The sequence below is a fragment of the Streptomyces sp. NRRL S-31 genome (assembly GCF_000718775.1).
Lineage (GTDB): Bacteria > Actinomycetota > Actinomycetes > Streptomycetales > Streptomycetaceae > Streptomyces.
This window is the reverse complement of record NZ_JOCB01000049.1, coordinates 1-11752: the sequence shown is the minus strand read 5'-3', so window position 1 is coordinate 11752 and position 11752 is coordinate 1. Positions and strand designations below refer to the sequence as shown.

At 74.7% G+C, this 11752-nt stretch carries 9 protein-coding genes; 6 read left to right on the top strand and 3 right to left on the bottom strand.

Annotated features, from left to right (window positions below; translation table 11 throughout):
* Window positions 1-279: 279 nt before the first annotated feature.
* Window positions 280-1524 carry a helix-turn-helix domain-containing protein gene (locus IF37_RS0119950; RefSeq protein WP_030744239.1) on the bottom strand — a complete coding sequence of 415 codons (1245 nt, stop codon included), beginning with the start codon at window positions 1522-1524 and terminating at the stop codon, window positions 280-282.
* A 402-nt stretch (window positions 1525-1926) separates the two neighbouring features.
* The gene (locus IF37_RS0119945) at window positions 1927-3138 is read right to left on the bottom strand and encodes a serpin family protein (protein ID WP_253915809.1); all 1212 of its coding nucleotides are present in this window, start codon (window positions 3136-3138) and stop codon (window positions 1927-1929) included.
* A gap of 335 nt (window positions 3139-3473) precedes the next feature.
* Here IF37_RS0119945 and IF37_RS0119940 point away from each other — a divergent pair, with 335 nt between their 5' ends.
* From IF37_RS0119940 to IF37_RS0119915, 6 genes are all read left to right on the top strand, one after another.
* Window positions 3474-4550 carry a DUF4190 domain-containing protein gene (locus IF37_RS0119940; RefSeq protein ID WP_030744233.1) on the top strand — a complete coding sequence of 359 codons (1077 nt, stop codon included), beginning with the start codon at window positions 3474-3476 and terminating at the stop codon, window positions 4548-4550.
* A gap of 162 nt (window positions 4551-4712) precedes the next feature.
* Window positions 4713-5465, top strand: a complete 753-nt coding sequence (locus tag IF37_RS0119935; protein ID WP_030744231.1) for a GntR family transcriptional regulator — start codon at window positions 4713-4715, stop codon at window positions 5463-5465.
* A gap of 382 nt (window positions 5466-5847) precedes the next feature.
* Window positions 5848-6039: an SPOR domain-containing protein gene (locus IF37_RS0119930; protein WP_030744228.1), complete on the top strand. Its 192-nt coding sequence runs from the start codon at window positions 5848-5850 to the stop codon at window positions 6037-6039.
* 30 nt (window positions 6040-6069) lie between these two features.
* Entirely contained in the window at window positions 6070-6507 is a 438-nt protein-coding gene (locus IF37_RS0119925; RefSeq protein ID WP_030744225.1) for a (deoxy)nucleoside triphosphate pyrophosphohydrolase, read from the top strand.
* 160 nt (window positions 6508-6667) lie between these two features.
* Window positions 6668-7096, top strand: coding sequence for an ATP-binding protein (locus tag IF37_RS0119920; RefSeq protein ID WP_030744222.1), 429 nt, complete (start codon window positions 6668-6670; stop codon window positions 7094-7096).
* 270 nt (window positions 7097-7366) lie between these two features.
* Entirely contained in the window at window positions 7367-9955 is a 2589-nt protein-coding gene (locus IF37_RS0119915) for a SpoIIE family protein phosphatase (RefSeq protein WP_030744219.1), read from the top strand.
* Window positions 9956-9961: 6 nt separating this feature from the next.
* Here the strand turns inward: IF37_RS0119915 and IF37_RS0119910 are convergent, their stop codons facing one another.
* The gene (locus tag IF37_RS0119910; RefSeq protein WP_030744217.1) at window positions 9962-11557 is read right to left on the bottom strand and encodes a hypothetical protein; all 1596 of its coding nucleotides are present in this window, start codon (window positions 11555-11557) and stop codon (window positions 9962-9964) included.
* Between the last annotated feature and the right edge of the window lie 195 nt (window positions 11558-11752).

Genomic DNA, 11752 nt, shown 5'->3' with positions numbered 1-11752 from the left:
CGGGGCACCTCTGGGAGCCGGGGCTTCGAGGCCCCGGTCGGCCCGGGCCGGGAAGCCCCGACCGCGTGACGGCACGGCGCGTCCCCGGGAGGGCTACGGATGGAGGCGCGTCGCCCGGCGCGTCATTGATCGCGGGGGCAGCCCGAAGAAGCCGGGGGCTCGGCGCGACACGTCGGGTGGGGGTCGGCGGGTCCGTCGGGATCGTGGATCCAGCGGGCAGACCGGGCAGACCGGCGAGCCGGGCGGCTCGAGGTTCTGATGCCGGTCGTGGAGGCGGTCTCAGCCCTGCGTGGGGGCGAGTACCCGAGCGAGCGCCGGTTGCAGATCGCGTACGGCCCGGCTGCTCCGGAACCGGGAGAGTTCCCGCGCGAGCCTCCGGATATCGCTGTCCACAGTCGCCGAGGGCACGGCCGGCATCACGCCCAGGAACTCACCGGCGATCGTGCACGCGTGCTCGACCTCTCCGGAGGCGGCGTGGGCCAAGGCCCTGCGGAAGCCGTAACGGGCGCGGGTGCGCAGCGCGTACGGAGGGAGGCGGCGGCACTCCCGGTCGAGAACCTCGGCGGCGGCCTTCGGACGACCGAGGTCGTGCAGGCACCAGCCGGTCGTCATCGCCGCCGGATCGCTCACGTGCGTGGTGCCGATCACGGGCTCGGCACCGCTGCGGGCATCGTCGCTGTCGAGCAGCTTCCGCGCCCTGTCGAGGCTGCGAAAGCAGTCGCGTTCGTCGCCGACCAGCGCGTGCCCCTGGGCCTCCCGCTGGGCTGCGAGTCCGCGGATGCGCGGCGGGAGTTCACTGCTCTGTGCCCGGCGGGCCAGGGCGACGGTGCCCGCGGCGTCCCCGCCGTAGAGCGTGACCAGGGCACGACGCACGAGTGCGTAGGAGCCGAGGTACGGATCACCCCCGGCACGTGCCAGTTCGGCGGCCTCACCGGTCCAACCGAGCGCCGCGCCACTGTCACCGGCCTCCTGGGCCATCCAGCCGGTGAACTCCGCGAACCGCGACGCGAGCAGGAGGGCGGAGGCCCGAGTTGCGGACGGGGTGCCGGCGGCCAGCCCGGCGACTGTGCGTGTCTGTGTCTCCAGCAGGGGAAGCAGGGCCTTCGGCGCGGCGGACTGGCCAAGCTTTCGCAGCTGGTCGAACTGCGCGCGGAAGAAGGGGAGGAGGGGGCCGGCGACAGAGGAAGCCTGTCCGCCGAGTTTCAGGCCGAGGTCGATCAGCGCCCCCGTTCCCGCCGTGAGGACCGTCCTGCGCCCGGCGAGCCAGAGGCCCGGGGTGGCGGAGGTTTCGGTGGTGCCCGGATCGGTCTCGGTGCGGACGACCAAGCGTTGCAGCTCGCCGTTCGCACCGAGGAAGGCGTCGCACCGCCGGGCCAGTTCGGGGGACGCGGACCGCTCCCCGCGCTCGACCTTGCTGAGGTGCCCTTTGTCATAGTTGAGCGCCACGGAGAACTCGGTCAGACTCAGCCCGGCTTCCTGCCGTAAACGGCGTAGTTCAGGGCCGAAACATAAAGTCGTGCTCATCGTTGTCCTCACCTTTGAAGAGCGACCGTGAGAGCCGTGCGCCCTCACGCAGAGCTTTCGGTCGACGTTCACCGGCCGTCACCCGGATCGATGGTGACCCTTCGTGACGGAACCGTTTCGCTTCGCATCCGCTAGTGAGTCTGGCACGAGGTGCGCCTCGGCAATCGGGGTTCGGCGGGGTTGCCCGTTGCCTCTTCTGTTGACTTCGAGGGTCGTCGGCAGCACAGCCAGCCCGGACGCCCATGCGCCGACGCTGGCGATGGCGCGGCTTGTGGCCGCCGCCAGGCCGGTGAACTGGGACGCCGCGTTCGGCGCGCGGGCCGCGGAACCGGCGACATCGCCCTTGCGGCCGGCGGGGTCGGACGGCCGGCGGTCCGCCGTTCCGTACCCCGCCCCGGACCCTCAGCGCAGTGGTGCGACCGCCGGGCCCAGGCCCGTGACCGGGTACGGTGCCGGTTCCGTCACCCAGCCCGCCGCCAGGACCAGGCGCGAGTCGCGGTCGGTGGCGAGGAAGCCGAAGGGGCGGTCGAAGGCGACACGGACGACCGTGGTCTCGTAGCGGTGCTGCGGCGGCGCGCCGGCCGCGACCGGCATGACCGCGCTCACCGCGGCCGCCCGGAAGCCGAGCGCGCCGAACTGGGCCACCGCCGACTGCCGGGCCTGGCCGACGGCCAGCGGGTAGGCGCTCAGCCCCGGGAAGTGACCGGCCCGGGTGTCGGTCGCCGCGGTGAGCCCGAAGAGCCCGGCCGACGCGAGCAGATCGTGGTCGGCCCGCACCTCGTAGGCCACCGTCCGCACGTCCAGCGTCCTCGGCTCCGGCGTGGCGGCCGGCTGCTGCTCCACGTGCAGCCCGGGGCCGACGTGCCCGTGGGGCAGCGCGCCGCCCGCGGTCAGCGGCAGGCCGCGCTCCACGATCCCCACCCCGGCCGCCAGCACCCGGCCCGGCGCCATCCGCTCCTCGCCGAGCACCAGGTGGACATCGACGCCGTTGTCCCCGGGGACCGTCAGCGCGGTGACGAAGCCGTCCGGGGTGCCGGTCACGCCCACCCGGTCCGGGCGCACGCTGCGCCGGTACAGACCGCGCAGGGTACGGCCCTGCCAGGGACCGGCGTCCGGTCGCAGCGGCAGCTCCGTGAAGGGCTGGCGCCACCCGGTGCGCAGCGCGAGGGCGCAGGCCAGCACCATCCGGGCCTCCCGGCTCAGCGTCACCGGCATGCGCTCGACCAGCCCGCCGGTCCGCTCGACGGCCCAGGCGTCCAGCCGTTCCCGCGCGGTGACGAGGTCGTCCCCGAAGCTCCCGTGGGTGCCGGCGGGCAGCCCGGCCCGCCACTCCTCGCGCAGCGCCAGCCCGTGGTGCGTCCACAGCCCGAGCGCCGCGTCCAGCCCGGACACCGACGCCAGTGCCGCCAGCAACTCCCGTGCGGCACCGGCCGCCCGGTCGGCCGGGACACCCAGCGCGCCGGCCAGCTCCGCGCGGGCCGGGCCCGCCGCGCCGTCGGCCAGGAAGGCCAGCAGGGGCCAGACGCCCGCCGCCGAGAACACCGTGCCCTCCGGCAGCGTCTGCGCCCAGCGGGCCGTCAGCCCGTTCACCTGCCGGACCGTCTCCTCGGTCACCTTGCTCACTCGTCCCCCTCCCGGCCGGCCCCGCGCGCGCCCGGCCGGTCCCCGTTCATTCCCTGTCGTCGTTTCCGCCGCCGGCTCCGGTGTCCCCCCGGATCCCACCCGGGTTCCGTCCCCGTTCGCCACCCCGCTTACCATGCGGCCAGTCGTACGTCAGTCCGGCCGTCGGCCAGGCCGTCGGTGCCCGACCCAGGAGCACGGTACCGGTGTCCATACCTCCGCCTCCCGGCCCCCACCAGCCACAAGGGCCGTTCCCGTCACCCCCGTCGTCCCCGCCGGGACCGTACGGACCGCCGCCGTACCCGCAACAGCCGGGCGGAGCGCGGCAGTTGCCGTCGTACCAGCCGTGGACGCAGGGCTACCGGCCCTACAACCGGCCGGCGCCGGTGAACGGACTCGCCATCGCCTCCCTGGTGCTCGGTGTGCTCTGCTGCCTGCCCGGTGTGGGGCTGGTGCTCGGCCTGGTCGCGATCCGGCAGATCCGGCGGCGCGGCGAGCGCGGCACGGGGCTGGCCGTCGGCGGCTCCGTGCTGTCCGGTGCCGGGCTCGCGCTGTGGGTGCTGCTGCTCGCCACGGGTGCCGCCGGACAGGTGTGGCACGACGTCAAGGAGGGCGCGCGTCACGGTACGGCCCGCTCGCTCGCGAAGGGCGAGTGCTTCGACGCGCCGGGCGGTGTGCTCGGGGGCGATGCCTACGACGTGGACGAGGTGCCCTGCGCCGGTGCGCACGACGGCGAGGTGTTCGCCTCCTTCCGGCTGCCGGGCGGCGCCTACCCCGGGGACGACTCGGTCTCCGGCACCGCCGACGAGCGCTGCCGGGGCCTCGGGGACGGCTACGCGATGGACGGCTGGGCGCTGCCGCCGGACGTCGACGTGTACTACCTGACGCCCACCGGGGACGGCTGGGCCTCCGGGGACCGCGAGGTCGTCTGCGCGTTCGGCGCCGCCGACGAGGACGGGGAGCTGACCGGGTCGCTGCGCAACGACGAGACCGTCCTCGACGCCGACCAGGTCGCCTATCTGAAGGCCGCTCACGTGCTGAACGCGGCGCTGGACACCGCCCCCGAGGAGGAGTACGTGGAGGACGACCTCGCGGGGCACAAGGCGTGGGCGGGCCGGGTGGCGGCCGCGCTGGGCGAGCAGGCCCGGATGCTGCGCGCGCACGACTGGCCGGCCGCTTCCCGGGGACCGGCCGGCGCGCTCGCCGCCGACCTGGACGAGGCCCGCGCGCAGTGGGCGAAGGCGGCCCGGGCCGGGGACGCGGACGCCTTCTACGCGTCCTACGAGGCGGCCTTCGACCTGATCGACCCGAGCCGGGCGGTCACCGTGCGCAAGGCCCTGGGACTGGCCACCACTCCGCCCGCCGCGCGGAGCGAGGAGGGAAGCGACACCGGCATGCAGGTGTGAGCCCGTGAGCGGCGAGGGCACCTATACGGGAGGGAAAGTGCCTGCGTAAAGCCCTCCCCGGCCGTATGTCATCACATCGAGTGATTCTCTGGCCTTTGCTTGCACGGCAGAACCCACGGTTGCCAGGCTGTTGCTGTCTGTACAACCTGATGGGAGTGGCCAGTGACTTTCGGTGAGCAGCCGGCGTACTTGCGTGTCGCGGGTGATCTCCGCAAGAAGATCGTCGACGGTTCACTGCCGCCCCACACCCGGCTTCCCTCGCAGGCCCGCATCCGCGAGGAGTACGGCGTCTCGGACACGGTCGCGCTGGAGGCCCGCAAGGTGCTGATGGCCGAGGGGCTGGTCGAGGGCCGCTCCGGCTCCGGGACGTACGTGCGCGAGCGGCCGGTGCCCCGGCGGGTGGCCCGTTCCGGGTACCGCCCGGCCGGTGGCGCCACCCCCTTCAGGCAGGAGCAGGCCGACGCCTCGGTGCGCGGCACCTGGGAGTCCAGCAGCGAGCAGGCCGCGGCGGGCTCGGTCATCGCCGACCGGCTCGCGATCCAGGCCGGCGACCGGGTCATGCGCACCAAGTACCTCTACCGCGAGGGCGGCGAGCCGATGATGCTCTCCACCTCCTGGGAGCCCCTCACGGTCACCGGCCGCACCCCGGTGATGCTGCCCGAGGAGGGACCGCTCGGCGGTATGGGCGTGGTCGAGCGCATGCGGGCCATCGACGTCATCGTGGACAACGTCACCGAGGAGGTCGGCGCCCGCCCCGGCCTCGCGGAGGAACTGCACCTGCTCGGCGGGGTCCCCGGCCATGTGGTGCTGGTCGTCCAGCGCACGTACTTCGCCTCCGGGCGTCCGGTCGAGACCGCCGACGTGGTCATCCCGGCCGACCGCTACCGGGTCTCCTACCACCTGCCCGTGAAATGACCCCGTCCGGCCGGCGGGCGTGCCGGGTAGCGGAGTGGTGTGCTCCTCTTCGCGTGAGCTAGCGCACACCCTGGTGCGCCGACGGGGCGTCCCGCGCCGCCCCCAGGTCCCCGCCGCTTCCGCGCGGCCCGTAGCGATCCGGTCGTTTCCCCAGGTGGCCCGGGGTGCTCCCGGCACGCCTCCGACCCGGGGTGATGGGCTCGCGGACGGCGCGTTCGGTCCCGTGCGCCCCCGGCGTTCTGGCTCGTTGCGTACCTCTTTGTGAAAAGCCGTATTCGCAGCGTAAAGGTTGGGCGTACGCTCGGGCATATGCGGAGTGCGGTTTCCTTAGGTGGGGGAAGCGGGTGGGGCGGTGCGAGAAGGGACACGGGCGGTGAGGCCCATGAGTGAGGGCACGGTCTCCCTGCCCTGGATCGTGATACGGCAGGACGACAACGGCAATCGCTACCGCGTCGGCCGGTACGCGACCCGCGCGGAGGCGCAGAAGATCGCCGACAGCCTCGACGACCGGGGGCACAAGCAGCTCTACTGGGTCGAGCAGATCGGCCAGCACGGGGACGGCGCGCGGAACTGACCTGCCGCGGGCTCCCGTAGGCTCCCCTCCATGACGCGCACGACGCCCCGGGCGGAACCGGTCGTGGTGGTGGGAGCCGCCCTGTTCGACGGCGGCCGGCTGCTCGCGGCACGCCGTAGCGCACCCACCGATCTGGCCGGGCGCTGGGAGCTGCCCGGCGGCAAGGTCGAGCCGGGCGAGCGGCCCGAGGACGCCCTGGTGCGCGAACTGCGCGAGGAACTGGGCGTCGACGCCGAGCCGGTGCTGCGCGTGCCGGGGGAGTGGCCGCTGCGTGCGCCGTACGTGCTGAAGGTGTGGACCGCCCGGCTGCGCCCCGGCTCCCCCGCACCCCGGCCGCTCCAGGACCATGACGCGCTGCGCTGGCTCGCCCCCGCCGATCTCTGGGACGTGCCGTGGCTCGACCAGGACGTCCCGGCGGTGCGGGAACTGACCGCGCTGCCGCCGCTCGCGCCGCGGTGGGCACCGTAGGGGACATGGGCGCCGCGAGCGCCGTGGGCGGGTCCCGGCGTTCATGACTCCCGTCTCGGGAGTACCGCGTACGCCGTTCGTGCCACAGTGCGCCCTCTCGTGCGGTACTGCGCGCCCGATATCGGGTATGTGCCCATTAACCCCATGAAATCAGACATGGGTGGGGTCCCTGGCCTGGGAAGTGATCGGCGTGATCGACACCGATGGCGACTGCGCCGAGTGGACGTTCCCCGCGGAGCCGGGGGCCGTGCGCACCGCCCGTGCGGCGGTCCGCGGCCAGTTGCGCGGCTGGGGCCTCGACTGCCTCGCCGATCTCGCCGCGCTGCTGGTCAGCGAGCTGGTCACCAACTCGCTGCGGCACGCCACCGGTCCCATCGGTGTCCGGCTGGTGCGCCCCGCCGGGCTCGACGACACCCTGCGGGTCGAGGTCTCCGACCCGCTCCCCGACCCTCCGCGCGAACGCGTCGCGCACCCCGAGGACGAGAGCGGGCGCGGCCTCCAACTGGTGGCCGGCTCCTCGCGCCGCTGGGGCACCCGCCCCGGCAGGAGCGGAAAGACCGTCTGGTTCGAGCTGGCGGTGCCCGGGTGAGGCAGGGGCATCCACGGGTGCACGGGGGGTACGGTCGTCAGCGTGCCACCGGCCTGCGCGCCGGGGGCGCACGCGGTTCGGCGGCGGGTGGTTCGGTGGTGTGTTCCCTGGTTAGAAGAGTGGGAGTGTTGTCACGGGCCGGTCCGAAAAGCACCTGGACCGAGCTGTGATCGTGAACACCGTGTCGTGCGGCGCCGTAGTGCTGGATACTGCGGGCAGCCGCCCCCGGTGACCGGTGCCGGACGCGGTGAGCTGGAGGGGACGGTTCGCGTGAGCGAGATACCAGCGAAGGCCACGGAGTCCGAGGACCCGTCGGACGGCGCGAGGAGTCGGACCGCGGAGGCTGCCGCGGTGCCTGGTGACGCCATGTGGCAGAGCAGTCCGCCCGGTTCGATCTACGACTACATCCGGGTCGCATCCTTCTCCATCGGCCCCGGCGGGCTCGTCGACCAGTGGAGCCTGCGCGCCGAACAGCTCTTCGGCATACCCGCCGCCCGCGCCGTCGGCACGGACCCCATAGAGGCTTTCGTCGATCCCGACCTGCGCGAGCGCGGCCAGCGGAAGATGGCCGAAATACTCGACGGGCGCGAGTGGACCGGAGTGGTGCCGTTCCGGATGCCGGACCGGCCGGACGGCACGCGCGGCGCGGAGGGCCTGGCCGAGGTGTACGTCATGCCGACGCGCACCGCCGAGGGCGAGAGGGCCGCCGTCTGCATCGTCGTGGACGTGCGCACCCTGCGCAGCATCGAGACCGATCTCGCCGCGTCGCAGGCGATTTTCGGACAATCTCCCTTTGGATTTCTGCTGCTCGACACCGACTTGCGGGTCCGCCGGGCCAACTCGCGGTTCGCCTCCATCTTCGGCGGCACCCCGGACGACCACCGGGGCAAGCAGGTCCACGACTATCTGCCGCGCCCCGAGGCCGAGCGGCTCTCGGCCACCCTGCGGCGGGTGCTGAAGACCGGCGAGTCCGTCACCGACATGCATGTCACCGGATTCGTCCCGGGCTCCGAGGTGCGCCGGCACTGGTCCGTCAACCTCTACCGCGTGCACAGCGGCAGCGGCCGGCCCATCGGCGTCGCCTGGCTCGGCACCGACATCACCGCCCGCCGGGCCGCCGCCCGCGAGGCCGCCGCCGCCCGCCGCAACCTGGCGCTGCTCAACGAGGCCGGCGCCCGCATAGGCAACTCGCTGGAGCTGGAGACCACCGCCCGCGAACTGCTCGACGTGGTCGTCCCCGGCTTCTGCGACCTCGCCACCGTCGACCTCTACCAGGGCCTGCTGACCGGCGACGAGACCCCGCCCGGCCTCGCCGACGGCAGCGCCGAACTGCGCCGCGTCGCCGTCGCCAGCGCCGTCGCCGGAGCCCCCTTCAGCGGCACCGGAAAGCCCGTCAAGGTCGGCGCGGTCCACCACTTCCCGTTCAACTCGCCCGGCGCGGAGGCCCTGCGCACCGCCCGCACCCAGCGCGTGCCCGCCGAGGAGGGCGGTCTCGTGCAGTCCACGCTGGCCGTGCCGATGGTCGCCCACGACACGGTCGTGGGACTCGCGCAGTTCGCCCGTACGAAGGGCAGCGAGCCGTTCGGCGACCGGGACCGCGACCTCGCGGTCGAACTGGCCGCACGCGCCGCCGTCTCCATCGACAACGCCCGCCTGTACCGCCGGGAGCACGAACGGGCGCTGATACTGCAACGGTCCCTGCTGCCGCCCGGCGACCCCGAGGCGTCCGGGCTGGACATCGCCTGCCGCTACCTGCCCGGCAACGCGGCGACGGAGGTGGGCGGCGACTGGTTCGACGTCATAGAACTCCCCGGCCACCGCACGGCGCTGGTCGTCGGTGACGTGATGGGCCGGGGACTGCGCGCGGCCGTCGCCATGGGCGAACTCCGCACGGCCGTCCGCACGCTGGCGCTGCTCGACCTCGAACCGGCCGAGGTGCTGTCGGCACTGGACGAGATCGCGCGCGGACTCGGCACGCCCGGCGGCGTGCATCAGGCCACGCGCACGGCCCGCCAGCCCCGGGACGCCGACCTCTCCGAGGTGTACCTGGCGACGTGCGTGTACGCCGTCTACGACTCCGTCACCCGGCGATGTACGTTCGCCAACGCCGGCCATCTGCCGCCGGTCCTGGTCGAGCCCGGTGAGCCGGCGCTGATGCTGGACGTGCCGCCGGGCATGCCGCTCGGCGTGGGCGGCGAGCCGTTCGAGGAGGTCGAGGTCGAACTCCCCGAGGGCGCGCTGCTCGCCCTCTACACGGACGGCCTGGTCGAATCCCGTGACCACCCCCTGGACGAGGGCCTGAAGGCGTTCGTGGGCGCGCTGACGGACGCCACCCTCCCCCTGGAGGACGTCTGCGACCACGTCCTCAACACCCTCGACACCCACCACGGCGAGGACGACATCGCGCTGCTGATGGCCCGTGTGCAGGGGCTGCCCGCCGACTCGGTGGGCGACTGGACCCTGCCGCGCGAGCCGCGCAGCGTGGGCCGGGCCCGTGAGTACGCCCGCGGCCAGTTGCTGTCCTGGGACCTGGAGCCGTTGGTCGACACGGCGGAGCTGCTGGTCAGCGAGCTGGTGACGAACGCGCTGCGGTACGGCGAGGGGGAGATCCGGCTGCGGCTGCTGCTGGACCGCACGCTGGTCTGCGAGGTGTGGGACTCCGGCCTGGTCCAGCCCCGGCGCCGGCGCGCCCGCGACACCGACGAGGGCGGACGGGGGCTCCAGCTGGTGGGGCTACTCAGCGCGGCGTGGGGCTCCCGGCGGACGCCCCACGGCAAGACGGTCTGGTTCGAGCTGCCGCTGCCCGGCGGGGAGGGTGCCCTCACGGACCCGGCGGAGGCCCTGCTGAGCCTGTTCTGACGGCCTTCAGGGGTGGTGGCGGGACCTCGTGCGCGGGCCGCCGTACGCGGGCGGGACACCGTCGTCGGCGGACTCGGCCAGCAGGATGCCGGCGAGCACGGCGCCGGCCGTCCCCGCCGGGTCCCCGTCGGCGTACGCCGTGCCGTGCGCCCGTACGTCCCGCCCGGCCAGCTCCCGCGCCTCCCCGGCCGCGGTGTCGGCCCGGCCGGCGTGCCCCGCGTCCAGCTCCCGTACCGCCTGTGCCAGCCGGGCCCGGGCCGGTGCCCCCACCGCCCCCCGGTGCACCGCGACGAACTCCTCCGCCGCGGCCACGGAAGCCCGCGCCACGAGCAGGGCCGCCGTGTCCAGCACCCCGGCACCCGTCCCCGCGTCCCGCCCGGAGGCCCGGGTGATCCGGCGCAGCACGTCCAGCGGGTCGTACGCGCCGCCGTCCAGCTCCGCGCGCACCGCCGCCAGCGTCCGCTCGGCACCGGGCGAAGTGTGCCGCCCGGGGTCTCGTTCAGCCGCCGCCCGTTCCGCCTCCGCGCCGGCCAGCGCGGCCGGCAGCAGCCCGGCCGCCTCCGCCAGCCGCGCGGCGAGCCGTTCCACCCCGGCCACCAGCACCCCGGCCTGGGCCACCGCGCCCTCTCCGGCGCGCAACTGCCGTACGGCCTCACGTGAGTCGCCCGTGTCGGCGGCCCGGCGGGCCGCGTTGAGCCGGGCCGTGGCGAACACCAGCCGGTCCGTGGCCTGTTCGGCGTACCCGGTGACGTACGCGGTGGCCGAGGGCGGATAGCTCCGCCGGAGGGCCGCCAGGGTAGACCGCGCGGTCCCGGCCCGTGCCGTCAGATCCCGGAACCGCCGTTCAGCCACCTCCAGGGCCGCGCCGACGCCCCCCTCGGCCGACGCGCTCCCGTCCCCGTCCCCGTCCCCGCCCCGGTCCCCGTCCGTCTCCGGTCCGTCCGCGGCGAACCCCCGCAGCCGGTCCAGCGCCGCCGCCTCCGCGTCCAGCCGCCGCCCCGCCTCCGCGCACCGGCCGGTCACCCCGGCGGGCGCCCGGAGCAGGGCGTCCGCCTCCCCGGGTACGCCGTCCTCGTACCGTCGCCAGAGCGCGAACGCCGCCGCCAGCTCGGTCTCGGCGGTCCGCAGGGCGCGGCCGAACGGCTCGGTGCGCAGCTCGCCGAACCGGTCCCACACGAAGGAGAGTTCCTCCCGGCTGGTCCGTACGCAGTCGTCGGCCAGCCGCAGTGCCGCCCGCGCCTGCCGTTCGGCGTCGGCCGGGCCGGTCGCGGGCCGCGGGGCCGGGCCGGATCCCGGAGTCGTCCGGCTGTGGGTCCGCCGGGTGCGCCGCACACAGCCGTATCCGGCGAGGGCGAGGGCCGCGGCCCCGGCGGCGAGCGGCAGGGCGAGGTCGGTGGCCGACGTGCCGTCCTGCCGCGGGGCGGCCGCGCTCGCCGTCGGGCCGAAGGGGGCCGCGGGAACCGGATCACGGGCCTCGGCCGTCATCACCGGCAACACCAGCCACCCGGCTCCCGCCAGGACGCCCAGCATGGCGTGTGTCAGGCGCACCCGTATGTGCGCGGTGGCGCGCCGGGGTCTGCCCCGGATCGGCGAGGACGTCACATTTCGGAGCGTATGGGCAGGTCGGCGGGTTCGCGAGCGGTACGGACACGGGTGGGGGACGAGACGCGCAGGGGGGCGGGATGGACGAGAACCGAACGGACCGGACGGACGCGGACCGGGCGGAGGGGGCCTGGGCGGACGGGAGCCGGGTGGGCGCGGACCGGGTGGAGGGGGTCCGGGTGGGCGCGGACCGGC

Bases quoted from the DNA above. Each gene is read 5' to 3' on its own strand.
- IF37_RS0119950 (WP_030744239.1), bottom strand. From the start codon at position 1,524: ATGAGCACGACTTTATGTTTCGGCCCTGAACTACGCCGTTTACGGCAG.
- IF37_RS0119930 (WP_030744228.1), top strand. From the start codon at position 5,848: ATGAGTGAGGGCACGGTCTCCCTGCCCTGGATCGTGATACGGCAGGAC.
- IF37_RS0119925 (WP_030744225.1), top strand. From the start codon at position 6,070: ATGACGCGCACGACGCCCCGGGCGGAACCGGTCGTGGTGGTGGGAGCC.